General features: G+C 63.0%; 22 protein-coding genes and 1 pseudogene. 14 read left to right on the top strand and 9 right to left on the bottom strand.

What is annotated here, in order from left to right; translation table 11 throughout:
- The 3 genes from ACF8E5_RS21055 to ACF8E5_RS21045 form a co-directional block, all read left to right on the top strand.
- A partial coding sequence (locus ACF8E5_RS21055; RefSeq protein ID WP_392475755.1) for a hypothetical protein occupies positions 1 to 238 on the top strand: 238 nt, incomplete at its 5' end.
- Positions 239 to 366: 128 nt separating this feature from the next.
- Positions 367 to 4,272, top strand: a complete 3,906-nt coding sequence (hrpA, locus tag ACF8E5_RS21050; RefSeq protein WP_392475754.1) for an ATP-dependent RNA helicase HrpA — start codon at positions 367 to 369, stop codon at positions 4,270 to 4,272.
- Between the two features lie 231 nt (positions 4,273 to 4,503).
- Positions 4,504 to 5,625 carry a beta-ketoacyl-ACP synthase III gene (locus tag ACF8E5_RS21045; RefSeq protein ID WP_392475753.1) on the top strand — a complete coding sequence of 374 codons (1,122 nt, stop codon included), beginning with the start codon at positions 4,504 to 4,506 and terminating at the stop codon, positions 5,623 to 5,625.
- Positions 5,626 to 5,700: 75 nt separating this feature from the next.
- On the opposite strand, the gene ACF8E5_RS21040 is transcribed toward ACF8E5_RS21045, so the two are convergent.
- Positions 5,701 to 6,948 carry a putative porin gene (locus tag ACF8E5_RS21040; protein WP_392475752.1) on the bottom strand — a complete coding sequence of 416 codons (1,248 nt, stop codon included), beginning with the start codon at positions 6,946 to 6,948 and terminating at the stop codon, positions 5,701 to 5,703.
- 229 nt (positions 6,949 to 7,177) lie between these two features.
- Here ACF8E5_RS21040 and ACF8E5_RS21035 point away from each other — a divergent pair, with 229 nt between their 5' ends.
- Positions 7,178 to 8,332: a GNAT family N-acetyltransferase gene (locus tag ACF8E5_RS21035; RefSeq protein ID WP_392475751.1), complete on the top strand. Its 1,155-nt coding sequence runs from the start codon at positions 7,178 to 7,180 to the stop codon at positions 8,330 to 8,332.
- Here ACF8E5_RS21035 and ACF8E5_RS21030 read toward each other — a convergent pair.
- The 4 genes and pseudogenes from ACF8E5_RS21030 to ACF8E5_RS21015 form a co-directional block, all read right to left on the bottom strand.
- A pseudogene (locus ACF8E5_RS21030) lies at positions 8,331 to 8,783 on the bottom strand (transposase); the annotation flags it as partial. The gene ACF8E5_RS21035 and the pseudogene ACF8E5_RS21030 overlap by 2 nt on opposite strands.
- 167 nt (positions 8,784 to 8,950) lie before the next feature.
- Positions 8,951 to 10,783, bottom strand: a complete 1,833-nt coding sequence (locus ACF8E5_RS21025; RefSeq protein WP_392475750.1) for an ABC transporter ATP-binding protein — start codon at positions 10,781 to 10,783, stop codon at positions 8,951 to 8,953.
- Positions 10,784 to 10,844: 61 nt separating this feature from the next.
- Positions 10,845 to 11,402 (bottom strand): peptidylprolyl isomerase, encoded by a 558-nt coding sequence (locus ACF8E5_RS21020; protein WP_196186404.1) that lies wholly within the window; start codon positions 11,400 to 11,402, stop codon positions 10,845 to 10,847.
- Between the two features lie 238 nt (positions 11,403 to 11,640).
- Entirely contained in the window at positions 11,641 to 12,564 is a 924-nt protein-coding gene (locus tag ACF8E5_RS21015) for a LysR family transcriptional regulator (protein ID WP_058604199.1), read from the bottom strand.
- Positions 12,565 to 12,613: 49 nt separating this feature from the next.
- Here ACF8E5_RS21015 and ACF8E5_RS21010 point away from each other — a divergent pair, with 49 nt between their 5' ends.
- Both ACF8E5_RS21010 and ACF8E5_RS21005 read left to right on the top strand, forming a co-directional pair.
- Complete coding sequence (locus ACF8E5_RS21010) at positions 12,614 to 12,928, top strand: hypothetical protein (RefSeq protein WP_058604200.1); 315 nt, start codon at positions 12,614 to 12,616, stop codon at positions 12,926 to 12,928.
- Positions 12,929 to 13,031: 103 nt separating this feature from the next.
- Positions 13,032 to 13,631 (top strand): FMN-dependent NADH-azoreductase, encoded by a 600-nt coding sequence (locus tag ACF8E5_RS21005; protein WP_058604201.1) that lies wholly within the window; start codon positions 13,032 to 13,034, stop codon positions 13,629 to 13,631.
- Between the two features lie 74 nt (positions 13,632 to 13,705).
- Here ACF8E5_RS21005 and ACF8E5_RS21000 read toward each other — a convergent pair whose 3' ends face one another.
- Both ACF8E5_RS21000 and moaA read right to left on the bottom strand, forming a co-directional pair.
- On the bottom strand, positions 13,706 to 14,605 hold the full coding sequence (locus ACF8E5_RS21000) for a bestrophin family protein (RefSeq protein ID WP_197844503.1): 900 nt from the start codon (positions 14,603 to 14,605) through the stop codon (positions 13,706 to 13,708).
- A gap of 20 nt (positions 14,606 to 14,625) precedes the next feature.
- Positions 14,626 to 15,630 (bottom strand): GTP 3',8-cyclase MoaA, encoded by a 1,005-nt coding sequence (gene moaA, locus ACF8E5_RS20995; RefSeq protein ID WP_197844504.1) that lies wholly within the window; start codon positions 15,628 to 15,630, stop codon positions 14,626 to 14,628.
- A gap of 227 nt (positions 15,631 to 15,857) precedes the next feature.
- Between moaA and ACF8E5_RS20990 the strand changes: the two genes are divergently transcribed.
- Positions 15,858 to 18,188 (top strand): FdhF/YdeP family oxidoreductase, encoded by a 2,331-nt coding sequence (locus ACF8E5_RS20990; protein WP_196186401.1) that lies wholly within the window; start codon positions 15,858 to 15,860, stop codon positions 18,186 to 18,188.
- A gap of 38 nt (positions 18,189 to 18,226) precedes the next feature.
- Here ACF8E5_RS20990 and ACF8E5_RS20985 read toward each other — a convergent pair whose 3' ends face one another.
- Complete coding sequence (locus ACF8E5_RS20985; protein ID WP_023534914.1) at positions 18,227 to 18,688, bottom strand: Lrp/AsnC family transcriptional regulator; 462 nt, start codon at positions 18,686 to 18,688, stop codon at positions 18,227 to 18,229.
- A 104-nt stretch (positions 18,689 to 18,792) separates the two neighbouring features.
- Here ACF8E5_RS20985 and ACF8E5_RS20980 point away from each other — a divergent pair, with 104 nt between their 5' ends.
- Positions 18,793 to 19,959, top strand: coding sequence for a PLP-dependent aspartate aminotransferase family protein (locus ACF8E5_RS20980; RefSeq protein WP_197844506.1), 1,167 nt, complete (start codon positions 18,793 to 18,795; stop codon positions 19,957 to 19,959).
- 87 nt (positions 19,960 to 20,046) lie between these two features.
- On the opposite strand, the gene ACF8E5_RS20975 is transcribed toward ACF8E5_RS20980, so the two are convergent.
- Positions 20,047 to 20,280, bottom strand: coding sequence for a YdcH family protein (locus ACF8E5_RS20975; protein WP_058604205.1), 234 nt, complete (start codon positions 20,278 to 20,280; stop codon positions 20,047 to 20,049).
- A 249-nt stretch (positions 20,281 to 20,529) separates the two neighbouring features.
- Here ACF8E5_RS20975 and ACF8E5_RS20970 point away from each other — a divergent pair, with 249 nt between their 5' ends.
- The 6 genes from ACF8E5_RS20970 to ACF8E5_RS20945 all read left to right on the top strand — a co-directional run bounded on the left by ACF8E5_RS20970 (position 20,530) and on the right by ACF8E5_RS20945 (position 26,676).
- A complete protein-coding gene (locus tag ACF8E5_RS20970) occupies positions 20,530 to 22,167 on the top strand; it encodes a phosphoethanolamine transferase (protein ID WP_392475749.1) in 1,638 nt (545 codons plus the stop codon).
- A 190-nt stretch (positions 22,168 to 22,357) separates the two neighbouring features.
- Positions 22,358 to 23,491, top strand: a complete 1,134-nt coding sequence (gene rnd, locus ACF8E5_RS20965; protein WP_196127900.1) for a ribonuclease D — start codon at positions 22,358 to 22,360, stop codon at positions 23,489 to 23,491.
- Positions 23,488 to 23,781 (top strand): YcgL domain-containing protein, encoded by a 294-nt coding sequence (locus ACF8E5_RS20960; RefSeq protein WP_023534892.1) that lies wholly within the window; start codon positions 23,488 to 23,490, stop codon positions 23,779 to 23,781. The genes rnd and ACF8E5_RS20960 overlap by 4 nt, the downstream gene beginning before the upstream one ends.
- Before the next feature lie 2 nt (positions 23,782 to 23,783).
- Positions 23,784 to 24,716: a D-2-hydroxyacid dehydrogenase gene (locus tag ACF8E5_RS20955; RefSeq protein WP_392475748.1), complete on the top strand. Its 933-nt coding sequence runs from the start codon at positions 23,784 to 23,786 to the stop codon at positions 24,714 to 24,716.
- 254 nt (positions 24,717 to 24,970) lie between these two features.
- Complete coding sequence (locus ACF8E5_RS20950) at positions 24,971 to 25,420, top strand: YcgN family cysteine cluster protein (RefSeq protein WP_058604209.1); 450 nt, start codon at positions 24,971 to 24,973, stop codon at positions 25,418 to 25,420.
- 38 nt (positions 25,421 to 25,458) lie between these two features.
- Positions 25,459 to 26,676, top strand: a complete 1,218-nt coding sequence (locus tag ACF8E5_RS20945; protein ID WP_392475747.1) for a hypothetical protein — start codon at positions 25,459 to 25,461, stop codon at positions 26,674 to 26,676.
- The last annotated feature ends 162 nt before the right edge of the window (positions 26,677 to 26,838 follow it).

The raw sequence follows: 26,838 nt of genomic DNA, 5'->3' as shown, positions 1-26,838 counted from the left end.
CCTTAAGCGTTCGAGCGGTTTTGTTCAGGGGTCGGCTCACCCGGCCAACGTGATGAAAATGAGGGCCTGCCTGACGACAGGCCGCTACCGGCCCGCACACAACAACACTGAAACGCTCGCCGCGACGGGCGCAAAGCGGTTCAGGCGACCTCAGCCAGTTCGCAAATCCCTGCCCCCACCCAAGTCGCCGTCCATCACCTGCGCACCCGCCAGCTCCAGCCCCGCCGAGAGAAACTGAACCCTCAAACCGACCCGCCAGCCCAACCTTTCAAGCACCCCCAGCAAGCAATAACCAAATCTGCGACAATCACACCTCTTTCGAATGCCGATTACACCGCAGGCCCACCTGCATCACCGAAAAGCCCAATGACTGACCACGCCATCGACAAACTGCTGCAAAACCTCGACCACGCCATGATCGCCGACCGCCACCGCCTGCGGCGCCAGTTGCATGAACTGCGCAAGCGCCCCGACGAGGCAAAGCTGGCGCAGTGGGCAGAGCGGGTGCAGGCGTCCTGCGCCCAGGTCACCGCCCGCCAGCAGAGCGTGCCATTGGTGCGCTACGACGACAGCCTGCCCATCGCCGCCAAGCGCGACGAGATCAAAAAAGCCCTGGCCGAACACCAGGTGCTGGTCATCGCCGGCGAAACCGGCTCGGGCAAGACCACCCAGTTACCCAAGATCTGCCTGGAACTGGGCCGCGGCAGCCATGGCCTGATCGCCCACACCCAGCCACGCCGGATCGCCGCGCGCAGTGTCGCCGCCCGCGTGGCTGAGGAACTGGGCACACCGCTGGGCGGCCTGGTGGGTTATCAAGTGCGCTTCGAAGACCAGAGCGATGCCAACACACTGGTCAAACTCATGACCGACGGCATCCTGCTGGCCGAAACCCAGCACGACCGCTTCCTGGAACGCTACGACACCATCATCGTCGACGAAGCCCACGAACGCAGCCTGAACATCGACTTCCTGCTCGGCTACCTCAAGACCCTGTTGCACCGGCGGCCCGACCTCAAGCTCATCATCACCTCGGCCACCATCGACCTGGAGCGGTTTTCCAAGCATTTCGACAATGCGCCCATCATCGAGGTGTCCGGCCGTACCTTCCCCGTGGAAACCTGGTATCGCCCGCTGATCAGCGAACAGGACGAGGAAGGCAACCCGATCGAGGACGACCTCACCGTCGATCAGGCTATCCTTGCCACCCTCGACGAATTGGCCCAGCACGAGCGCGGCCAGGGCAAGGGCCCGGGCGATGTGCTGATCTTCCTGCCCGGTGAGCGCGAAATTCGCGACGCCGCCGAGATTCTGCGCAAGGCGCAGTTGCGCCATACCGAAATCTTGCCCTTGTACGCGCGCCTGTCGCCGGCCGAGCAGCAGCGGATCTTCCAGCCCCATGCCGGGCGGCGCGTGGTGCTGGCCACCAACGTGGCCGAAACATCGCTGACGGTCCCCGGCATCCGCTATGTGATCGATACCGGCACGGCGCGCATCAGCCGCTACAGCTACCGCGCCAAGGTGCAGCGCCTGCCCATCGAAGCCGTGTCCCAGGCCAGCGCCAACCAGCGCAAGGGCCGCTGTGGACGGGTGGAGCCGGGCATTTGCGTGCGTCTGTACAGCGAAGAAGACTTCAACAGCCGACCGGCTTTCACCGACCCCGAGATCCTGCGCACCAACCTGGCGGCCGTCATCCTGCAAATGCTGCACCTGCGCCTGGGCGCCATCGACGCGTTCCCCTTCATCGAACCGCCAGACGGCAAGGCGATCAGCGACGGCTTCAACCTGCTGCAAGAGCTCTCGGCGGTCAACCGTGAAAATCAGCTGACCCCGGTCGGGCGTCAGCTGGCTCGGCTGCCCATCGACCCGCGCCTGGGCCGCATGCTGCTCGAAGGCGCGCGCCTGGGCAGCCTGCAGGAAGTGCTGATCGTCACCAGCGCCCTGTCGGTGCAGGACCCACGCGAACGCCCCCCTGAGCGCCAGCAGGCCGCCGACCAGGCCCACGCGCAGTGGAAGGACGTGGATTCGGACTTCGCCGCACTGGTCAACCTGTGGCGAGGTTTCGAGGAGCAGCGCCAGGCGTTGACGGCCAACCCCTTGCGCAACTGGTGCCGCAAGCAGTTCCTCAATTACCTGCGCCTGCGTGAGTGGCGCGACGCCCATCGCCAGTTGGCGCTGATCTGCCGCGAGCTGCAACTGACGGTCAACAAGGAACCGTGCGACTACCCCAAGCTGCACAAAGCCGTGCTCAGCGGCCTGCTCAGCCAGATCGGCCACAAGACCGAAGACGGCGATTACCAGGGCGCACGGCAGCGCAGGTTCTGGGTGCACCCGTCATCGGGTATCGGGCGCAAGCGCCCGCAGTGGGTCATGGCAGCCGAGCTGGTGGAAACCACCAAGCTCTATGCCCGCGTGGTCGCGCGTATCGAGCCGGACTGGATCGAGCCACTGGCCGGCCACCTGATCAAGAAGAACCACTTCGAGCCCCATTGGGAGAAGAAGCGCGGGCAGGTCGTGGCCTATGAGCAGATCACCCTGTATGGGTTGATCCTGGTCGGCCGCAGGCCGGTGCATTTTGGCCCCATCGACCCGGCCACCTCCCGCGAGCTGTTTATTCGTGAGGCCCTGGTGGGTGGTGAGATCCAGTCGCGGGCCAAGTGCCTGACGGCCAACAAGCGCCTGCTCGAAGCGCTCGACGCCCTCGAGGCCAAGGCCCGCCGTCGCGACATCCTGGCCGACGAAGAAACGCTCTATGCGTTCTACGAAGCGCGCCTGCCGGCCGAGATCCACCAGACGGCCACTTTCGACAGCTGGTACCGCATGGGCAGCCAGAAAGACCCCAACCTGCTGATCATGCGCGAGGAAGACGTGCTGGCACGCGAGGCCAGCGAGGTGACTGCCGCGCAGTACCCCGACAGCTTGCAGGTGGGCGAACTGCGCCTGCCCTTGACCTACCACTTCGAGCCCAATCACCCCCGTGACGGTGTGACCGTTCGGGTGCCGGCACCCCTGTTGCCGAGCCTGCCAGGCGAGCGCCTGGAGTGGCTGGTGCCCGGCCTGCTCGAAGCCAAGTGCGTGGCGCTGGTTCGCAACTTGCCCAAGGCCCTGCGCAAGAACTTCGTGCCGGTGCCGGACTTCGTCAAGGCTGCCTTGGCCCGCATGACCTTCGGCCAAGGCGCGTTGCCCCAGGCCCTGGGCCATGAACTGCTGCGCATGACCGGTGCGCGGGTGCCCGACGAGGCCTGGGACGAATCGGTCAGCCTGGTCGAAGGCCACCTGCGCATGAACATCGAAGTGGTCGACGGGCAGGGCAAATTCCTGGGCGAAGGGCGTGACCTGGCTGAACTGACCGCGCGGTTCGCCGCCGCCAGCCAGGCAGCGCTGGCAGTGCCACGCGATGCCAAAAGCGAGCAGCCGGTGCAGGCCAAGGCCTTCAGCGAAGTGAAACCCACGGCACAGCAAAAGATCGCGGGGCTTTCGATGACGGTTTACCCGGCACTGGTCGAGGACAATGGCACGGTGCGTGAAGGCCGCTTCTCGACCCAGGCCGAAGCCGACTTCCAGCACCGCCGCGCCTTGCAGCGCCTGCTGCTGCAACAGCTGGCCGAGCCGGCCAAGTTCCTGCGTGGCAAGCTGCCTGGGCTGACCGAACTGGGGCTGCTGTACCGCGACATGGGCCGGGTCGACGCGCTGGTCGAAGACATTCTGCTGGCCAGCCTGGACAGTTGCATTCTCGACGGTGAGCCGGTGCTGCCCCGTGAAGGCGCGGCCCTGGCGGCGCTGGCCGAACGCAAGCGGGGCAGCTGGGCCGAGCATGCCGAGCGCCTGGCGCGGCAGACCCTCGAGGTGCTGAAGCTGTGGCACGGGTTGCAGAAACGCTTCAAGGGCAAGATCGACCTGAGCCAGGCCGTGGCCCTGAACGATATCAAGCAGCAGTTGGGCAACCTGGTGTACCCGGGCTTTGTGCGTGAAACGCCGGCGCTGTGGTTCAAGGAGCTGCCACGCTACCTCAAGGCCATCGAGCTGCGCCTGGAGAAGCTGGGTTCGCAGGTGCAGAAGGACCGGGTATGGAGTGGCGAACTGGCCAACTTGTGGGCGCAGTACAAGGCCCGTGCCGACAAGCATGCCCAGGAAGGCAAGCGCGACGAGCAGCTGGCCCTGTACCGCTGGTGGCTGGAGGAATACCGCGTGTCGCTGTTCGCCCAGCAGCTGGGCACCAAGGTGCCGATTTCCGATAAGCGATTGAGCAAGCAGTGGAGCCAGGTGGAAGGCTAAACTCACACAGTTGTGGCACTATTGAGACAATTTCGGGCCGCTTGGCGGCCCACTGCGCACAGCCCTGCTTCGCCTGCATGCTCACCGCCTACAGGGTGATGGCATCCATGAGGTGGGCTACCGTCAAGCGTGGGCTCTGCCCTCGTCGCAAAGTTAGTACTAAAGTGCCACTAAATCAGTGTATTTCCAGCCAGCGCCGGGTGGCGATGGCCCAAGAACAGAGGAACGACCGTGCATAATGTCGTGATCAGCGGCACCGGCCTGTACACCCCGGCCCAGAGCATCTCCAACGAAGAACTCGTAGCCTCCTTCAACACCTGGTCGCAGCAGTTCAACCAGGACAACGCCCAGGCCATCGAGCGTGGCGAGGTCGAAGCCGCACCGCTGTCCGATGCGGCGTTCATCGAAAAGGCCTCGGGTATCAAGAGCCGCTTCGTCATGGACAAGGCCGGCATCCTCGACCCGCAGCGCATGAAACCGCGCCTGCCAGAGCGCTCCAACGACGAGCCGTCGGTGCTGTGCGAAATGGCCGTGGCGGCGGCGCGCCAGGCGCTGGAGCGCGCTGGCCGCAGCGCTGCCGACGTGGACGGGGTCATCGTCGCCTGTTCCAACTTGCAGCGCCCTTACCCGGCCATTGCCATCGAAGTGCAGCAGGCGCTGGGCATCCAGGGGTTTGCCTTCGACATGAACGTGGCGTGTTCGTCCGCCACCTTCGGCATCCAGACCGCCGCCAACAGCGTGGCGCTGGGGCAGGCGCGGGCCGTGCTCATGGTCAACCCTGAAGTGTGCACCGGCCACCTGAACTTCCGCGACCGTGACAGCCACTTCATCTTTGGCGATGCGGCGACCGCGGTACTGCTCGAACGCGCCGATCACGCCACATCGGCGCACCAGTTCGACGTGGTCAGCAGCAAGCTGTGGACCGAGTTCTCCAATAACATCCGCAACAACTTCGGCTTCCTCAACCGCGCGGCGGAGGAGGGCGAAGGCGCCGCAGACAAGCTGTTCATCCAGGAAGGCCGCAAGGTGTTCCGCGAGGTGTGCCCGAAAGTGGCGGAGCTGGTGGGCGAGCATTTGCAGGAAAACGGCCTTCAGCCCAGCGATGTGGCGCGCTTCTGGCTGCACCAGGCCAACCTCAGCATGAACCACCTGATCGTCAAGAAGCTGCAGGGGCGTGAAGTGAGTGAACAGGAAGCGCCGGTGATCCTGGACCGCTACGCCAACACCAGCTCGGCAGGCTCGATCATTGCCTTGCACCTGTATCAGGATGACCTGCCACAAGGGGCGCTGGGTGTGCTCAGCTCGTTTGGCGCGGGGTATTCGATCGGCAGCGTGATTTTGCGCAAACGCTAAGCCGGCAAGGCTGGCGATGGCCGCCTAAAAGCGCAAACGGCCGGATGGGGACGGCCGTTTGCGCGGTGGCGGTGCTTAGAACTTGGCTTCCAGGTCTACCTGCAGCGTATCCACATCGGCGTTGCTGTTGGGCAGGTTGGAGTAGTCGGTCTTGGCCATCATATAGGCCGCACCGAGTGCGAAGTTCTTGTCGATCTCGTAGCCAACCTTGAACTTGTGACCGCGCGAGCCGGTGAAACCGTTGCCAAAGTCCGAGTCGGTAAACAGGCTCACGACGCCATTGCGCTGCACGTCGCGGTAGTTGTAGTCCAGGCTCCAGGCCCCGATCTTACTCTTCAGACCCGCCAGCCAGGCCTTGTCCTGCCCATCGGTGCTCTCGGTGTTCTTCACGAATTGGCCATAGGCCGACAGCGGGACGGCAAAGCCGGTGAAGTCCACCTGGCCAAAGCCTTCCACCAGGTTGAATTCGTCGGTGGTGTTGCCCAGCGAGCGCAGCGCGGCCGACGACTTGTCGTTGTCGTAGCCGTACACGCTGCCGCCCACCGTGACCTTGACGGTGTCGGCTGCGTTGAATTTGGTCCCCAACTGCGCAGCGTAGAGCTGTGCATCGTGCTTGAACTGCACGCCGTCGCCGTCGACGTTGTCCTTGAGGTTGTAGTGGCCGATGCTGCCGAACACCTCGGCAGGGCCCAGGTTGGTCTTGTAGGTGGCGGCTACGCCTTCGGGGTTGATGTCGCTGTCCCAGATGATGTCGCCCATGCTCACCCAGGGCTGCATCATCTTGCCGCCGATCAGGTGCAGGTTCGGCACGGCGGTGGGGTGCCAGTCCAGGTAGGCCAGGTCCACCCACAACGATTTCTTCTCGAAGTAGTTGTCCAGGCTCTGGTTGGTCGAGCGCGCATCGGCGCTGCTGCCGGTGGCGACACGCACCCCGGCGTCCACTTGCGGGTTGATCTCGCTGTAGAAACCGACACGGGCACGCACACGCTCCCGGTCCTGGTTGCCGCTGCGGGAAATCGGGTTGTCCACGTTGACGTCTTCATAACGCAGGCGCACGTCGCCTTTGATCTGAGTCTTGGCCGCCCAGGCCACTTTTTGCTCGAACGAACTCATGCGCTCGGACTGGGCTTTCTGAGCGGCCTTTTCCTTGTTTTCCTGGGCCAGGTCAGCCTGTAGCTCGCTGTATTGCGCCTGGTTGATCGAGCCATTGGCGCGGAGCATTTCGAGCAGCTTGGCGTCAACGGCCGCACTGGCCGGAGTGGTGCTCATGGCCAGCACCATGCCGGTCAGGCTTGCTCCGGTAAGTGTAGAAACAAGACGCATACGGTTCTCCCTACTGAGTAAGATGGGGGACGCCGAGCGCCCGCCCCTGTGTTGGCACGTCTCCGGAAGGGCCTGGATAGACAGGTTCTGTGGTTCCGGAAAACAGGCGCAAGTATTGCGGGGGCGAGTGACAGATTAATGTCGGAATAGTGGCACTGTTGTGAAGTGAAGCCCGTCAGGCGATCGTCATTTGAGTCCGGCGCCCGGCTTGGTGATACTGAGGGCCTTGATGCCGCGAGCCGACCCTGTGACCAGTCTGTATAGCCTTGCTCATTTGCGTGATATGCCAACCGCCACCTGGGACGCCCTGGTGCCCGAAGGCCAGCCGTTTCTCAGCCATGCCTTTCTCAGTGCGATGGAAGACAGCGGCAGTGTCGCGCGCAACAACGGGTGGGCGGCCGAACATCTGGTGCTCGAGCACGAGGGCAAGGTGCAAGCGCTGCTGCCGGGTTACCGCAAGTGGCATTCGTACGGTGAGTACGTCTTCGACCATGGTTGGGCGCACGCCTGTGAACGGGCTGGCATCGCCTACTATCCCAAGCTGCTGGGGGCCGTGCCGTTCAGCCCGGTCAGTGGCCCGCGCTTGCTGACGGCCGATGCGGCAGCCGGGCACTTGTTACTGCAGGCCTTGCCCGAGTACCTGAGCAAAGCCGGCCTGTCTGGCGCCCACATCAACTTCACCGACCCTGCGCTGGACGAACAGTTGGCGCGCCTGCCGGGCTGGATGGAGCGCCTGGGTTGCCAGTTTCACTGGCAGAACCGCGGCTACCGCGATTTCCAGGATTTTCTCGACACCCTCAGCTCCCGCAAGCGCAAGCAGATGCGCAAGGAGCGTGAGCAGGTAGCGGGGCAGGGGGTTGATTTTCGCTGGTACCGGGGTGACGAACTGGACCAAGCCCAGTGGGATTTCGTCTACCTGTGTTACGCCAACACCTACGCTGTGCGCGGCCGGGCGCCTTACCTGACGCGGGAGTTCTTCAGCTTGCTGGCCGAGCGCATGCCCCACGCCCTGCGCGTGGTAATGGCGCGCCAGGCCGGGCGGGACGTGGCAATGGCGCTGAGCCTGGTAGGTGGGGACAGTCTGTTTGGCCGTTACTGGGGCTGCCTGGCCGAGTTCGATCGCCTGCATTTCGAGACGTGTTTCTATCAAGGCATGGACTTCGCCATAGCCCAAGGGCTGCAACGTTTCGATGCTGGCGCCCAGGGTGAGCACAAGTTGATTCGTGGGTTCGAGCCGGTGATCACGCGCTCGTGGCATTACCTGCTGCATCCCGGGTTGCGCACGGCGGTGGCCGATTTTCTGCTTCAGGAGCGTGAAGGGGTAATGGCGTATGCCGCCCAGGCACGGGAGATGTTGCCTTATCGCCGGGAAGAGGGCCATTGAGCCAGACACAGTCCCAATGCGGGTAATCGCTCGCTCGCGTTACCAGGCCGGCGCGGATTGGATTGGCGATGATGTAGCGAGCGACGCTGCGTACCTGTTCGTCACGGCGAAGGGCGCGGTCATGGAAGCCAGGTTGTCAGATTCGCTGGTGCTCGGCGCCTCGTGTATAAAGCGCGCAACTGCTGCGTAATTTGAATTCACGCATCAGCTCGTCGAGGCTGCAGGGGCCTAGCGCGATTAGCCAGTGCAGGTGATCGGGCATCAGTACCCAGGCGAGGCTCTGGCACTGTCGTTGCTTAGCAGTGAGTTGCAGCTGCTGGATCACGGCCCTGGCGTAGTGCAGGTGTGTGAAAAGTGGGGTACGGTTTCGGGTGGCGGTGGTCAGTAGATATAACCGCCCGGGCTCGGAGAACCTGCCCAGACGTAAGCGGTGAGAACCTCGGCCTATCATGGCGACCTCCTTGCGTAGTCATTGCAAGGGTAGCTGGCCATTGAAGTGGGCAGAGTGAGACAGTTTTACAGCCTATGGCTTGGGGCCGCAAAGCGGCTCCGGGTTTTGAACAGGCGCGAGGTTTCATCCCCCTCCTCAAGCCTGAACCCTCAAAGCCTGGGCATCACCTAATCAACCCCCACAAACCCACCTGTCTGATGCTGCCAAAGCCGCGCATACAGCCCCCGCTGCTCCAGCAACTCAGTATGGCTACCCACCTCCACGATTCGGCCCTTGTCCAGCACCACCAGTCGGTCCATGCGGGCAATGGTGGACAGCCGGTGGGCGATGGCGATCACGGTCTTGCCCTGCATCAGCGTTTCCAGGCTCTCCTGGATCGCCGCCTCCACCTCCGAGTCCAGCGCGGACGTGGCCTCGTCCATGATCAGAATCGGCGCATTCTTCAGTAGCACACGGGCAATCGCGATGCGCTGGCGCTGGCCGCCGGACAGCTTCACTCCACGCTCACCTACATGCGCATCCAGACCGGTACGGCCCTGGGCGTCCGACAGGTGCGGGATGAACTCATCAGCCCGGGCGCGGCGCACTGCTTCCTGCAACTGGGCGTCAGTCGCATCCGGGCGGCCGTACAGCAGGTTCTCGCGGATCGAGCGGTGCAGCAACGAGGTGTCCTGGGTGATCATGCCGATCTGCGCACGCAGGCTTGCCTGGCTCACCTGCGCAATATCCTGGTCATCGATCAGAATCTGCCCACCTTGCACGTCGTACAGACGCAACAGCAAATTCACCAAGGTCGACTTCCCGGCACCAGACGGTCCGATCAGGCCGATCTTTTCCCCGGGCCGAATCGCCAGGTTCAGCCCCTCGATCACATTCCTCGCTTCACCATAGTGAAAGCGCACGTTCTCGAACCGCACGGCGCCCTGGGTAACCTTCAAGGCCGGGGCAGCAGGGCGGTCGGTGACGGTGACGGGCTGGGCTATGGTCTGCAGGCCATCCTGCACCATGCCAATGTTCTCGAAAATGCCGTTGACCACCCACATGATCCACCCCGACATGTTCACGATGCGGATGACCAGACCAGTCGCCAAGGCAATGGCCCCCACCGTGATCAGCGACTGGCTCCACAGCCACAGGGCAAGCCCGGTGGTGCCGACCACCAGCAAGCCGTTCAACGTGGTGATGACCACGTCCATGCTGGTGATCACCCGCGAAGCCAGCTGGGTTTTCTCGGTCTGCTCGCTGATGGCCTCGCGGGCGTACTGCTGTTCGTGATCGGTGTGGGCAAACAGCTTGAGCGTGGCAATGTTGGTATAGCCATCGACGATGCGGCCCATCAGCTTGGAGCGGGCATCGGACGACACCACCGAGCGCGCTTTGACGCGTGGCACGAAATACGCCAAGGCGGCAATGAAGCACACGATCCAGACCACCAGGGGCAACATCAACCGCCAATCAGCCTCGGCAAACAACACCAGCGACGTGATGGCGTAGATCAGCACATGCCATAACGCATCCACCGCCTGCACCGCCGAGTCGCGCAGCGAGTTGCCGGTCTGCATGATGCGCTGGGCGATGCGCCCGGCGAAGTCGCTTTGGTAGAAGTTCAGGCTTTGCTTGAGCACATAGCTGTGGTTCTGCCAGCGGATCATGCTGGTCATGCCTGGGTTGATGGCCTGATGCACCAGCAGGTCATGCAGCCCGAAGAACAACGGACGCAGCAACAGCACCACCACCAGCATCCAGATCAACTCGCCGCTGTGCTCGCTGAAAATACTGGCGCTGGGCGTGCCCTGGGCCAGGTCGATGATGCGGCTCAGGAAGCTGAACATGGCCACTTCGATCAACGAAGCGATCAGGCCAACCACCAGTAAAGCCAGAAAGCTTGGCCATACCTGGCGCAGATAATAGAAATAGAACGCCCACACGCCGCTGGGCGGCGCTTCGCTGGGGGCGTCACGGAAGATGTCGATCAGTTGCTCGAAACGACGGTACAGCATCAGCGTTGAAACTCCTGTTCAACCGACCGGTAATCGGGTCACGTCCCTGTGAGACCCGCGATCAATCGATGCGTTTAGCCGATTTGATGAACACAGGGTCGGCGGGCACGTCACGCATGCCTTTCTTGACAGTGGTGGGCGAATTGACGATCTGGTCGACCACTTCCATGCCTTTGGTCACCTTGCCGAACACGGCATAACCCGCGTCACGGCCTGGGTTGAGGAAATCGTTGTCGGCCACGTTGATGAAGAACTGGCTGGTGGCCGAGTTCGGGTTCGAGGTGCGGGCCATGGCCAGGGTGCCGCGGGTGTTTTGCAGACCATTGCTGGCTTCGTTGCGGATCGGAACCTTGGTCTCCTTCTGTACCATCTGCTCGGTGAAGCCGCCGCCTTGCACCATGAAGCCCGGGATTACTCGATGAAAGATGGTGTTGTTGTAGAAGCCGCTGTCCACGTACTGCAGGAAGTTCTGGGTGCTGACGGGTGCCTTCTCGGCATTGAGCTCGATTTCCACCTGGCCGAAGCTGGTGTCCAGCACAACGTGCGGCGTCTTGTCGGATGCCATGACGCTGGTGGCGAACGCGACGGAACAGGCGGTAAGCAGCAATTTTTTCAGCATGGGCGCAAAGGTCCTTCAAAGTGGAGGCGGCTGCTTTCGAGGGCCGCCGGTACGGTGGATATATCGCAATGTACAAGGAGTAATAGCGTGCCGTGAATTTTCGACGGCTGCCAGTACAGGTGGTAGGCTAGGCACAGGCGCAGCGTTTGAAATTGTGTCAGGGCCTGATCGCGAGTTTGACACCCAGCTCGGACAGCCAGCCGGGGCCCGCGTTCGCAGCCGGCCCTGGCCATCACACTTACACCTGGGCCGGGGCTGCGAAGGGCACATCCAACGGTGCCGTGTCGAAGTTGCGCAGCAGGTCGATGAGGATCTGCGTGGCCGGGCCCAGGGACTTCTCCTTGCTCGCGTAAAGATAGAACAGGGGATGGCGGCTACCGCCCTGGTCCAGCGGCAGGGGTTTGAGCACACCGTCACGCAGCTCGCGCTCGATCATGTGCCGCGGCAACCACGCAAAGCCCAGCCCGCTGCTGACGAAGGTGGCAGCCGTGCCCAGGCTGCCGACCGTCCAGCGCTGTTCGGCGCCAAGCCAGCCCACATCGCGTGGCTGCGAGCGGCCCGAATCTCGAATCACCACCTGCAACTGGCTTTCAAGGTCCTGGAAAGTCAGTTCGCGTCCCAGCCGGTGCAGGCTGTGGTCAGGGTGGGCCACGGCCACGAATTCCACGGCGCTCAACTCCGCGCCCAGGTAGCCGCCAATGTTGTAGCTGCTGATGGCAAGGTCGGCGATGCCATCGAGCATCACTTCCTCGACCCCGGACAGCACTTCCTCGCGCAGGCGCACGCGGCAGCCGCGGCTTTGCGGCATGAAGGCGGCCAGGGCACGCACCAGGCGCGCGCTGGGGTAGGCGGCATCGACCACAAGGCGCACCTCGGCTTCCCAACCCTGTTCCATGTGGTGCGCCAGGTCCTCGAGTTGGCTGGCCTGCTTGACCAGGTGCCGCGAGCGGCGCAGCAGCACACTGCCTGCCTCGGTCAGCACCGCCTTGCGGCCGTCGATGCGTAGCAACGGGACACCCAGCTGTTCCTGCATGCGCGCCACCGTGTAACTGACCGACGATTGCGAGCGGTGCAGCACCTCGGCAGCTTGGGCAAACCCGCCATGATCGACTACAGCTTGCAAGGTCCGCCATTGATCCAGCGTCACGCGTGGCGCTTTCATGTCCTGCTCCTGTTGGCCTAAGCTGCGTTCCACACAAGGAGAACGCCCCATGAAGAAATATTGTGCGGCATTGCTGCTATGCCTGCCGGTGACCGCTTTTGCCTATCCCATCGACATGGAGAAACACATGGACGGGGTGAAGGTGGACGCCACGGCCTATGACACGGCCTATGACCTGGGGGCGATTACCCTTGAGAACTACGGCCAGGTGCCCGCCGCCTGCAAGGTGACCTTTCGCAACGGCCCTGAAGCCCCGCGGGTGCGCCGGGTAAATGTACCGGCCGGCAAGCGCGCCGATGTTACCGCCAAGTTCAACCGGCAGATCATCAAGTTGCGCATCAGCGTAAAATGCGCAGTTGAATAAACTAATTAATCGATAAATCGTACCGACTATTTACGCTTTTTCATCGATAGGTCAAGCGTTAACCTTCCTCCATCGCATCTACCCCAGCCCGATGGAGGCCGTCATGTCCCATGTTCTGATCGTCGAAAGCAGTGCACGCCAGCAGGATTCGATTTCCCGCCAACTGACCCAGGACTTCACTGCGCAGTGGCGCGCCGCCCACCCGGCCGACCAGATTACGGTGCGTGACGTGGCGGCCAACCCGGTGCCGCACCTGGACGCCGACCTGCTCGGCGGCTGGATGAACCCTGAAGACCAGCGCAGTGCTGCCCAGCACCAAGCCCTGGCCCGCTCCAACGTGCTGACCGACGAGTTGCTGGCAGCCGATGTGCTGGTGTTGGCAGCGCCCATGTACAACTTCACCATCCCAAGTACCCTCAAGGCCTGGCTGGACCATGTACTGCGCGCCGGCATCACCTTCAAATACACGCCCACCGGCCCCCAGGGCCTGTTGAACGGCAAGCGTGCCATTGTACTGACCGCACGCGGCGGCATCCATGCAGGGGCTGGCAGCGACCATCAGGAACCCTACCTGCGGCAGGTGCTGGGCTTCATTGGCATTCACGACGTGACGTTCATTCATGCCGAAGGCCTGAACATGAGCGGAGATTTCCATGAAAAGGGCCTGAACCAGGCCAAGGCAAGCCTGGCTTCGGTAGCCTGACTGCCGCGAATCTCAACACGTGCACCTGTCTCAGCGATTGTGGGTGACCGCTTCCTTTGAGCTTCGCAGCGCCTTCAACTCAACACATACCCCACCGGCAACAGCGCTGGCGGTAGCGGCGTCTGCCCCAGGGCGGCCAACACATCACGCTCTACCGTTCGCACCATGGCATCGGTAGGCAGGTCGTTCTCGTCGCGGCCGAACGGGTCTTCCAACTCGTTGCCAATGGCGTCGAGCCCAAAGAAGGTATACCCAACGATGGTCGTGAACAGCGGCGCCAGCCAGCCTAGCGGTTCGGCCAGGGCGAAAGGCAGCAACAGGCAGAAGATGTAGATGGTGCGATGCAGCAGCAAGGTATAGGGGAAGGGCAACGGTGTCCCCTTGATCCGCTCGCAGGTGGCCTGAACCTCCCCAAGCCCCGCCAACCGCTGCGCCAAGAGGTTGTAGCGCCACTCGGACAGGCCCTGCTGCTCGGTCAACCGCGAACACTGCTCGCCCAGGTGCAGGAGGATGCCGTTACACACGTTGTGGGGGCTGATCGCCTCGGCATTGCCCAGCCAGGGCCGCGCGGCGGCCAGGTCGTCCTCGTCTCGCAGCCTGGCATTGAGCCCATGGGCGAACCCGCACAGGCTGCGCAGCATGTCGGCGCGCAGCGCGGCATCGGCGATCACCACGCTTTCGCGAGTGAACGACCGAATCTCGACGATCAACCTGCCCCAGGCCTTGCGCCCCTCCCACCAACGGTCATAACACGCGTTGTTGCGAAAGCTCATGAAGATCGACAGCGACAAGCCGAGCAGTGTGAACGGTGTAGCGCTGACCGGATAGAAGAATGCCGGGTAATGCCGTTCCACCAGGACGATGACTGCCGCGAGCAAGGTGACCATCAGGCAGCGCAGGGCGATCTGCTTGATGATCGACCCTTTGAGGGTGAACAGCATTCGCAGCACACCCTGGGTGGGATGAACGATCATGGCAATCCAGAGACGGCTGATCAGCCGCCGGTCATGTTCATGAAGCGCAGGATTTGAACGTCGCCGCCCACCTCGAAGTGATGGCGGTACGGCTTGAGGTGCAACGAGTCGCGAATGGCTTTTTCCAGCCGTTCAGCGTTGCCGGGATGGGCCCGCAGCACATGCTTGAGGTCGACCGAGTGCTCATTGCCCAGGCACAGCAACAAGCGACCCTCTACGGTGAGGCGTACGCGGTTGCAGGTGGCGCAGAAATTGTGGCTGTGGGGCGAAATGAACCCCACCCGGGTGTGCGGGGCATCGGCCAGGCGCCAGTACCGCGCAGGGCCCTGGGAAGACTCGGTCGACTCGATCAGGCTGAACTGCTCGGCCAGCCTTGCGAGTACCTCGTCGCTGGAGAAAAACGACTCTCCACGGGCGTGCTCGCTGATCTCCCCCAGCGGCATTTCCTCGATGAAGGTGATGTCCAGTTCGCGATCGATCGCAAAGCGCACCAGGTCGAACAGCTCATCGTCATTGCGGCCCTTCAGTACCACGCAGTTGAGCTTGGTGCGGCGAAAACCGGCTTCACGTGCCGCGTCGATGCCGGCGATTACCTGGTGCAGGTCGCCGGTACGGGTCAGTTGCTTGAAACGGTCGGCATCCAGGCTGTCGAGGCTGATGTTCAGCCGCGTCACCCCCGCATCGAAGAGCGGTTGTGCCAGGCGCCCCAACTGCGAGCCGTTGCTGGTCAGGCACAACTCGCGCAGCCCTGGCAGGGCAGCGATGCGCCCGCACAGGTCGACGATGCCCTGGCGTACCAGCGGCTCGCCCCCGGTCAGGCGAATCTTGCGGGTGCCCAGCGCCACGAAACGCTCGGCCACCTGGAACAGCTCTTCAAGGCTCAGGATCTGCTGGCGGGGCAGAAACTGCATGTCCTCGGCCATGCAGTACACGCAACGGAAGTCGCAGCGGTCTGTGACCGACATCCGTAGGTAGTCGATTTTCCGGTTGAAGCCGTCGATCAGTGCCCGGCTGCTCTGTTCCACGTATGCGCTCGAATCAGGGGGAATGGCCTCCAAGCTAGCGCCTGGCGGGCCGAGCCGTCAAATGGCTTTGGCCGACTGACCGATAAATGCTCTCTATCACTGCTCAGCTCCCGCGTTTACGGGGGTCATCGAAGGCGCTTATCACCTCGTAAGATCTTTCGATTGGACGGCTCTACACAAGGCTTCATAGGCTGGACAAAAGCCATAGCAGGGCGAGGATTTCACCCATGAGCCAGGACCCACATATCCGCGACTACAAAGGCGCCGCTGCCGGCTGGGGCGCGCTCAAGAGCGTGACCAAAAGCTGGCTGGGCAGTGACAACGCCTTCAAGAATTTGCGCGCCATGCTCAAGACCAACCAGAATGGCGGCTTCGACTGCCCCGGTTGCGCCTGGGGCGAGTCGCCGGAAAACGACACGGTCAAGTTTTGCGAGAACGGCGCCAAGGCCGTCAATTGGGAGGCCACCGGCCGCTCGGTCGATCCGGCCTTCTTTGCCCGCTACAGCGTCAGCGCCCTGGCCGATCAGACCGATTACTGGCTCGAGTTTCAGGGCCGCCTGACTCATCCCATGCGCTATGACGCGGCCACCGACCACTATGTCGAGACGAGCTGGGCAGAGGCCTTTGCGCTGATCGCCAAGCACCTGCACGCCCTGGAATCTCCCGATCAGGCCGAGTTCTATACCTCGGGCCGGGCCAGCAACGAAGCGGCCTTCCTTTATCAGTTGTTCGTGCGCGCCTATGGCACCAACAACTTCCCGGACTGCTCGAACATGTGCCACGAGGCCAGCGGCGTCGGGATGGCGCAGACCCTGGGCGTAGGCAAAGGCACCGTGGTCTTTCACGACCTGGAGCTGGCCGACGCCATCTTCGTCATTGGCCAGAACCCTGGCACCAACCACCCGCGCATGCTCGAACCGCTGCGCGAAGCCGTGAAGCGCGGTGCCCAGGTGGTATGTTTCAACCCCCTCAAGGAGCGGGGCCTTGAGCGCTTCCAGCACCCGCAGCACCCCCTGGAGATGCTCAGCAACGGCTCCGAGCCCACCAATACCGCCTACTTCCGCCCGGCACTGGGCGGGGACATGGCGGTCATGCGCGGCATCGCCAAGTACCTGCTGCAGTGGGAACGCGAAGCCAAGGCCAAGGGCGAACCTGCGGTGTTCGATCATGCGTTCATTGCCGAGCACACCAGCGGCATCGAGGCCTACCTGCAGACCTTGGATGCCACACCCTGGCCGGCCCTCGTGGCGCAGTCCGGGCTGACCCAGGCCGAGATCGAACAGGCCGCGCGCATGTACCGCAAGGCCGAGCGCGTGATCATGTGCTGGGCCATGGGCGTTACCCAGCATCGCCATTCGGTGGCCATCGTCCAGGAAATCGTCAACCTGCAATTGCTGCGTGGCAATGTCGGCAAACCCGGCGCGGGGCTCTCGCCGGTGCGCGGGCACAGCAACGTGCAGGGTGACCGGACCATGGGCATCGACGAGAAGCCCAAGACCGCCTTGCTCGATGCCTTGCAAGCTCGCTTTGAGTTCCAGGTGCCGCGCACCCACGGGCACAACGCCGTACTGGCGATCAAGGCCATGGAAGAAGGTCGGGCGAAGGTGTTCATCGGCCTTGGGGGCAATTTTGCCCAGGCCACCCCAGACACCGCACGCACCCATGCCGCCCTGCGCAACTGCGCACTGACCGTGCAGATTTCCACCAAACTCAACCGCTCGCACCTGGTGACCGGTGGCGATGCCTTGATCCTGCCCTGCCTGGGCCGCACCGAAATCGACCTGCAGGCCAGCGGGCCGCAAGGTGTAACAGTCGAAGACACCTTCAGCATGGTGCACATCTCCCACGGCCAGCTACGGCCACGTTCGCCCCACATGCGCTCCGAACCCTGGATCATTGCCGGCATGGCCCAGGCCACCCTGGGCAAGCACCCCATCGATTGGGAGCACGCCGTGGCCGATTACGCCCATATCCGCAGCCTAATTGCCGACGTGATTCCAGGCTTCGAACATTTCAACGAACGCCTGCTGCAACCCGGGGGCTTCCACCTGGGTAACCACGCTGCCGACCGCACCTGGCGCACGGCCACCGGCAAGGCGCAATTCAGCCCCAATGCGCTACCCGCTGAACTGGTCAACGCCCAGGTGCTGGCCCGTGGCGACAAACCGGACCTTATCCTGCAAACCCTGCGCTCCCATGACCAGTACAACACCACCCTCTATGGCCTGGATGACCGTTACCGCGGTGTGTTCGGGCTACGCGAAGTGGTGTTCGTCAACGAGGCCGACATTCGGCGCATGGGCTTCGAGCCCGGTGAACACGTCGACCTGGTGTCGCTGTGGGACGACGGCGTCGAGCGACGGGTGTCGGGTTTTCGTCTGGTGGCCTATGACGTGCCGCAGGGGCAGGCTGCCGCCTATTACCCGGAAACCAACCCGCTGGTGCCGCTGGAAAGTTATGGTGAAGGGACCTACACCCCGACCTCCAAGTTCGTGGCGATCAAGGTCGAGAAGGCCAAGGCGGATAATCGCATTGCAGCGGCCCTTGCGACCGACTGAGCTTCAGTGTGCAACAGGGCCGCCCGTGCAAACCCGCGTCAACCGCGGTTCACTGGAAAGGCCGTGGTGTACTTCATCTGCTCCATGGCAAAGCTCGAGGTAATGTTGGACAACCCATCGGTGCTGGTAATCAGCTTCTTGTAGAACCGGTCATACGCCGCGATATCGCCCACCACCACCCGCAGCATGTAGTCCCAGTCGCCGGACATGCGGTAGCACTCCATCACCTCCTCGAACGCCGTGACCGTGGCGGCGAACTGCTCCAGCCATGCACTGTCATGGCGCTGGGTCTTGACCTGCACGAACACGGTCAGGCCCAGCCCTAGCAGGCCAGGATCCAGCAGGGCCACACGACCGACGATATAGCCTTCGTCTTCCAGGCGCTTGACCCGCTTCCAGCAAGGGGTGGTGGACAGGTTGACGGCCTCGGCCAAGGCCTTGAGCGAGAGCGCGGCATCGCGCTGCAAGAGGGTCAGAATGTGTCGGTCGAAGCTGTCCATAGAGTGCATGGGCCGTGGCGAAGAAGTTTTCACAGGGTACCCCAAGGTCAGGGCTTTTGCGTTGTGCGATAGTGGCAACCTTACCTCTGCCAACGAGCCCGACCATGTCCGACAAGCCGCGCCATTTCGCCACCCGAACCATTCATGCCGGCGAGCAGTTCGAAGTCGCCGACAATGCCATTTTTCCAGCCATCGTCACGGCCAGTTCGTTCATCAAGCGCGGCCTGGACGACACGCCGGACTACTCCTACAGCCGCGTAGGCAACCCCACCCGCCACGCCTACGAGACCTGTGTTGCAGCCCTGGAGGAAGGCGTAGGGGCGGTGGCCTGCGCGTCAGGGGTGAATGCCACGGCCACCGTGCTCGAACTGCTGCCCAAGGACGCCCATGTGGTGGTGATGAATGGTGTATACGGCGGCACCTTTCGAATTCTGGAGGACTACCGCAGCCGCACGTCCGGCCTGACCACCACGTACGTCGACCTCAACGACCTCGATGCCGTGGCTGCTGCCATCAAGCCCGAAACCCGGCTGATCTGGATCGAATCACCGACCAACCCGCTGCTGCACCTGATCGACATCAAGGCCGTCTGCGACCTTGCCCGCACCCGGGGCATCCTGACCTGCATCGACAATACCTTCTGCTCACCGTGGAACCAGCGCCCGATCACCCTGGGCGTGGACCTGGTCATGCACTCGGCCAGCAAGTACATCGGTGGCCATTCCGATCTCACCGGTGGGGTGGTGGTGGCGGCCAGCGAAGACCTGCACCGACAGCTGCGCCGCATCAGCATGGCCATCGGCGCGGTGCAAGGGCCGTTCGATTGCTACCTGGCGTTGCGCGGCCTCAAGACCCTGGACGTGCGCATGGAGCGCCAGTGTGCCAACGCGCTGGAAGTTGCCCGCAGGCTCGAAGGCCACCCGCAGGTCGAGCAGGTGTACTACCCAGGGCTGCCAAGCCATCCGCAGCATGAACTGTGCAAGCGTCAGATGCGCAGCGGCGGGGCGGTGGTTGCCATGAAGGTCAAGGGTGATCGGGCGGCGCTCAATCGGCTGGTCGAAGCGCTGCAGATTTTCGTGCTGGCCGACTCGCTGGGTGGGGTCGAAAGCATGATCAACCATTCCTGGACCATGTCCCACTGCTCCATGAGCCCCGAGCAGAAAGGGGCAATGGGCATCAGTGAGAACCTGTTGCGCCTGTCGGTGGGTATCGAGGCGGTCGCCGATCTGATCGATGACCTGGAAACGGCGCTGGGCGCTTTGGCCGGGTAATGATGGCAGGGCTGTAGCGGCGAGCGGTTCAGCGCCAGCCTGTCATGCGAAGCGATGACGGGCTGGCGCTTGCAAAGAGGCCGGTGATTATTTGGGCGGGTGGATGATGCGCTCGATCTTGTCCTTGATCAGCAGCCGCTCGCGGCGCAAGCGCGTAACGGCCTCGTCGTTGGTGCCGTTCTTCTCGGCGGCGACCACTTCCTTGTCCTTGGCGTTGTACTCCTTGTGCAAGCCATGCAGCGTCTGGTCCTTGTCAATGAGTGCCTGGAATGCGTCAGCGGTAACGTGCAAGTCAGCGAGCAGATCGTGCGGAACAGGCATTTCTTCACCTCTGTCAGGGGATTGGTTAAGGTCCTGACCTCTGAGGATAGCCGCGTTTGTCCCGGGGAGGGAGGCTGCGAAACCTGAACCCCTGCTGAACGACTGACGGGTACGCGTCGAAATCAGCGCTTTCACTAAATTGTTACGTTATTTTTCACAGAAAATTGATGGCTCGGTTTCTAGAGTTCGCCCAGCTTGCTCCCAGTGCCATCCGGCACTGGTGGTCACTTCTCTTGGTTGCGAACCTGAATGCTCAACATCAAACCCCTGCGCACCGAATGGGTCACGCTGCTGGCCAGCCTGTACCTGTTGATCGGCTTGAATGTCTTTCTTTGGGAGCACCTGGAACAGGTAGTGCCCCCCGGCTTGCCCGGCCTGTGGTTGACCCTGGCATTTGCGGTGCTGATGTTGTTCGCCTTCAACCTCATCCTTACCCTCATTGCCTTCCGCTATGTGCTCAAGCCCTTGCTGGTGCTGCTGTTCGTCAGTGGTGCGGCGGTGGCGTATTTCATGAACCGCTATGGCGTGCTGATCGATGCAGGCATGTTCGCCAACATCGCCGAAACCAACGTGGCAGAAGTGCGCGACCTGCTGTCGCTGAAGTTCGGCTTGTACATGCTTGGCCTTGGAGTATTGCCCTCGGTACTGCTGTGGCGAGCGCCGGTGGTGTATCGGCCGTGGCAGCGCGAGCTGTTCGGCAAGCTGGTGGTCACGGCGGCCTGCGTGGTAGGCCTGGGCTCGGTAGGGTTGGCCAATTACCAGGGTCTGTCGTCGCTGTTTCGCAATCACCACGAACTGCGCCTGATGCTGACCCCCAGCAATATCGTCGGTGCCTCCATGGCCTACGTGAGCGAGCGCGTGGTCACCACTGCACGCCCCTTTGCCCACTATGGCGAAGATGCCGCCCGCACCCCGGACTGGCAGCACCATCAGCGCAAGTCCCTGACGGTGCTGGTGGTGGGTGAAAGCGCGCGCGCTGATCATTTCGGCGTGCTGGGCTACAACCGCGATACCACCCCCAGGCTTGCCGCCGAGCAAGGGTTGCTGGCGTTCTCGGACGTTCATTCCTGCGGCACTGAAACGGCTGTGTCGGTACCCTGCATGTTTTCCGGCATGCCCCGCAAGGCCTACGATGCGCGCATCGCCAAGAACCGCGAAGGGCTGCTCGATATTCTCAAGCGGGCGGGCCTGGATGTGCAGTGGCGCGACAATCAGTCCGGGTGCAAGGGCACCTGCGACCGCGTGCAGTTCATCAATATGAGCAAGCTCAAGGACCCGCAATTCTGCGGCGAAGGCGAGTGCCACGACGAAATCCTGCTGCAGGGGTTGGGCGAGCTGATCGACCACTTGGACAAGGACACCGTGCTGGTGTTGCACCAGATGGGCAGCCACGGCCCCGACTACTTCAAACGCTACCCCAAGGCCGACCAGCGCTTTGCCCCGGTGTGCCAGAGCAATGCCCTGGACCAGTGCAGCCAGGCGCAGATCATCAATGGCTACGACAATACCCTGGCCTACACCGACCGGGTCCTGGCCAGCCTGATCGACACCCTGCGCAGCCGGCAGGACAAGGTCGATACGGCCATGATCTACCTGTCCGACCATGGCGAATCGCTGGGCGAGTACAACCTGTTCCTGCACGGGACGCCGTACGCCATCGCCCCGGAACAGCAAAAGCATGTACCGCTGCTGGCCTGGTTTTCCGACAGCTATCAGCAGGACTTCGGTGTCGATACCGGTTGCCTGGCCAAGTTGAACGATGCGCCTTTGTCCCAGGACAACCTGTTCCACTCGATGCTGGGATTGTTGCAGGTTCGCACCCAGGTGTACGAGCGTTCCCTGGACCTGTTTGCCAGCTGCCGGCCCTGGCTCACCGCCAGGCGCTGAGCAGGCGAGGGTGGGCTTGCCTGGCGAACGCCGTCAACGCGCAGTGGGGGGGACATTGCCTGGAGCTTGGCGCCGGCCTGGTTGCACAGTCCGTGAAATTGCACCATTGATCGACATCAAGGATGGCCCGGGTTTCACCAGCAGTGCCCGCGCCGTATATACTGCGCGCCAATGTTAGTGGGAGAGCCTTGTGGCCATCGAAATTCACTGGATCCGTGACGACCTGAGCCTGGCCGAACACTGCCGCGACTGGCGCCAATTGCCGTTTGTCGCGGTCGATACCGAATTCATGCGCGTCGATACCTTCTACCCCAAGGCAGGGCTGATCCAGATTGGCGATGGCAAGTGCGCGTTCCTGATCGACCCGCTGTTGATCGCCAACTGGCAGCCGCTGGCCGAGCTGATCGAAGACCGTAACGTGGTCAAGGTGCTGCATGCCTGCAGCGAGGACCTGGAGGTGCTGCTGCGCCTGACCGGCAAGCTGCCCCAGCCGTTGTTCGACACCCAGCTGGCTGCCGGCTATCTCAACCTTGGCTTCTCCATGGGCTATTCGCGGCTGGTACAGGAGGTACTGGGCATCGACCTGCCCAAAGGCGAGACCCGCTCCGACTGGTTGCAACGCCCACTGTCCGAGACCCAGGTCAGCTATGCCGCCGAGGACGCCGTGCACCTGGCCGAGCTGTTCAGCGCCTTGCATGCGCGCCTGTCCGACGACAAGTACGCCTGGGTGTTGGAAGACGGTGCTGAACTGGTGGCCCAGTTGCGCCGCGAGGTGCAGCCCGACAGCCTGTACCGTGAGGTCAAGCTGGCGTGGAAGCTGTCGCCCCAGCAGTTGGCGGTGCTGCGCGCCCTGTGCGCTTGGCGCGAGCGCGAGGCCCGCCTGCGTGACGTTCCGCGCAACCGCATCCTCAAGGAGCATGCGCTGTGGCCCATCGCCAAGAGCCAGCCGACCAACCTGGCGGCCTTGGCCCGCATCGACGACATGCACCCGCGCACCTTGCGCCAGGATGGCGAAACCTTGCTGCAACTGATCAAGCACGCCGCTAGCCTTCCGGCCGAACAATGGCCCGAGCCATTGCCTGAGCCGTTGCCTATCGAAGCCTCGGGCATTCTCAAGCAACTGCGCGCCGTCGGTCAGGCCGAAGGGCAACGGCTGGGTATCGCGCCCGAGCTGATGCTGCGCAAGAAAACCCTCGAGGCCCTGCTCAAAAGCGGTTACCCCGACGGCCCTTACACCTTGCCCGATTCGCTGCGCGGCTGGCGCCGTGAGCGGATGGGCCAGGCACTGCTGGACAGCCTGGCCGGTGCCGGAGACCCTCAATGAAACGCATCTGCTCGATCTACAAGAGCCCCCGCAAGAACGAAATGTACCTGTATGTGCTCAAGGCCGATGGCTTGCAACGCGTACCCGAAGGCTTGCTGCCGTTCTTCGGCACGCCCCAGCACGCCTTCGACCTGGTGCTCAGCCCCGAACGCAAGCTGGCCCGCGAAGACATCACCAAGGTGCTGGAGAACCTCGACAATCAGGGTTATCACCTGCAGATGCCGCCGCCGGATGACGAGTACATCGAGCACCTGCCCGACGAGTTGCTGCACCGAAACGATCCCGCCTGATCATGCGCGTACTGATTGCCGAGCATGACCACGCCCGCTACGCCGACCTGTTGCACCAGGCGGCACCGCACCTTGAAGTCCTGACCAGCGACGACTCCGCGCAACTGGCCCGGCTGGCGCCGCAGTGCCCAGTCTGGCTCGGCCAGCCCGACCTGCTGGCCAGCTTGTTGCGCCAGGGGCATCGCCCCCACTGGATGCAGTCGACCTGGGCCGGCATCACGCCCCTGCTGGCCACGGGGCTGCCCCGCGCGTATCGCCTGACCCGCGCCGTGGGCATTTTCGGCCAGGTCATGGCCGAATACATGCTTACCTACATGCTGGGCCATGAACGGCATGTCCTGTCGCGCCTGGTCAGCCAGGTGGAGCGGCGCTGGGATGAGCGCCCTGGTTGCTCGCTGCAGGGCCGCAAGGTATTGATCGTCGGCACCGGCGATATCGGCCAGGCCGTGGCCGAGTTCCTGCGCCCGTTCGGGGTGGTGCTGTACGGTGTGGCCAGCCAGGCCCGTGAACAGCCGCCATTCGCCGAGGTAGCAGCCCTGGACGATCTCGCGCGTCTGGTGGGCGAGGTCGACTATGTGCTGAACCTGCTGCCCGACACGCCGGCCACGCACGATATCTTTGACACGGCGATGTTCCGGCGTTTCCAGCCCACTGCGTTGTTCATCAATGCCGGGCGCGGTGTGGCCGTCGTCGACGCCGACCTGGTGGAGGCGCTGAAAGAGGGGCACCTGGCCGGGGCGGTGATCGACGTCTGCCGCCAGGAACCTCTGCCCAGGCAGCATCCATTCTGGACCGCCTGGGGCCTGTTGCTGACCGGACACAGCGCAGCGCCCACCACGCCTGCGGCCATGGTGCGGTTGTTCCTCGACAACCTGCAGGCGTTCGAAGCCGACCAGGCGCTGCGTGGCGAGGTGAACTTCGACCGCGGGTATTGATCGACCGGCCTGTATCAGAGCGCGCTGCCCGCTGGTGGCGCCCTCGGGGTGCCCTTCAGGCGTATCACCCTGCTATGGGCCTGAGTTCGAGCACGGCTGACAAGCGGTCTGGTATTGCTGCATGCCAGGCCCTAGACTGGCGCCGCCACGGCTACCAGCTCCATGCTGCACGCCTTAACGAACCGTTTCAGGCGCTGTCTGCCTCGGGCCCGATGTCGGACACGCGCTGCTGATCCCTTGCAGGAAATCGCGTCATGATCGCTGATAACGCCCCGTTCTGGCGGCGCAAGACCCTAGAGCAACTCAACCCGCAGGAATGGGAGTCGCTGTGCGACGGCTGCGGGCTGTGCTGCTTGCAAAAGCTCGAGGACGAGGACGACAACAGCGTCTACTACACCCGCATCGCCTGCAAGTTGCTGGACCTCGACACTTGCCAGTGCAGCGACTATCCCAATCGCTTCGCCCAGGTGCCCGACTGCATTCAGCTCACCCCGGGCAAGGCTGACCAGTTTCGTTGGTTGCCAGCGACTTGCGGTTACCGCCTGGTCAGCGAAGGCAAGGACTTGCCGGTCTGGCACCACTTGGTATGCGGTGACCGTCAGCAAGTGCATGAGCAGCGCATATCCCAGGCAGGGCGCATGCTCAGCGAGCGCGACGTGCACGAGGACGACTGGGAAGACCACCTGATCTTTCGCGCCAGCTAACCAGGCGCTTTACCCGCTGGTGAACAAGGAGTGTCGGTATGCGTAGCCGTTTGACTGTGCTGGTGGCCGTGTTGGGGTTGATGGCGGGGGCACCGGCCTGGGCGAAGAAAGTCGATCTTGACTATCAGGTTCGGCTGTTGCCTGCGACCGGACAGGCCGAAGTGCGCCTTACGCTGGCCGATGGCAGTGCTGTGCGCAGTTTGGACTTCGACCTGGGCAAGGCGGGGGCCTACAGCGGCTTCCAAGCAGATGGCCACTGGCAGCTTCGCGGCCAGCGCGGGGTATGGCAGCCAGCGCCCGGCAAGACCAGCCTAAGCTACCGCGTGCAGTTGAACCAGCTCCACGGGCCTGGGGTGTACAACACCCGCATGACAGCGCACTGGGCACTGTTCATGGGCGACCAACTGGTCCCACCCGGTCGGCTGGACCAGCAGGACGGCACCGAGTTGGTCGCCCGCCTGGCATTCGACCTGCCCGAAGGCTGGAAAAGCGTCGAGACCGCCTGGCCACGTATTGGCAAGGACAAGTTCCGCATCGACAACGTCTCGCGCCTGTTCGACCGCCCCACGGGCTGGATGCTGGTTGGCAACCTGGGTAGCCGCCGTGCGCGCCTGGGCGAAACCGACGTGACGGTGGCGGCGCCGGTTGGGGAAGGGATGCGCCGCATGGACAACCTGACCTTGCTGACCTACATCTGGCCGCAACTGCAGGCCACCTTCCCGAGAAACCCGCCCAAACTGCTGGTGGTGGGCGCACGCGACCACATGTGGCGCGGGGCGATGGCAGCCCACGGCTCGCTCTACCTGCACAGTGGCCAGGCCATGGTCAGCGAGAGCGGCAGCAGCCCGCTGCTGCGCGAAGTGGTCCAGTTGTTCACTCAGCTGCGTGGGCGTGAGGGCAATGACTGGTTGATCGAGAGCTTGACCGACTACTACGCCACCGAGCTGCTGCGCCGATCAGGTGGCATGAGTGATGATCGTTATCAGGCCTGGCAGGCGCGCTTGAGCAAACAGGGCGCAAGCGTCAAGCACCTCAAGGGGCACCAGGCGACGCCTGCCCAGGTGGCGCGAGGGGTGATGCTGTTGCAGGCACTGGACAAGGAGATCCGTATTCATACCCAGGCCCGGCAATCGCTCGACGACGTGGCGCGCGGGCTGATGCGACTGCCCAGCGTCAGCCTCGAGGACTTCGTGCAGATCAGCGAAAACGTACTTGGACGTCGGTCGGAGGCGTTGCAGAGCAAGGTACTGCATTGATGCGCTACACAATGCCCGGTGGGAGCCACGTGTTGCGCAACTTTTGAAGGTCATCGGATCCGTAAAACGGTTCCAGCAGTATGGAATCTCAGATTATGGGTCTGCTGCGCAGCCTATCGCGGCACAAGGACCGCCCCTACAGGGTTTGAGCTACGGCTTCCA

This window comes from Pseudomonas sp. WSY_20 (assembly GCF_043104335.1).
In the GTDB taxonomy this organism is placed as follows: domain Bacteria; phylum Pseudomonadota; class Gammaproteobacteria; order Pseudomonadales; family Pseudomonadaceae; genus Aquipseudomonas; species Aquipseudomonas parafulva_B.
This window is presented reverse-complemented; position numbering and strand designations above follow the sequence as displayed.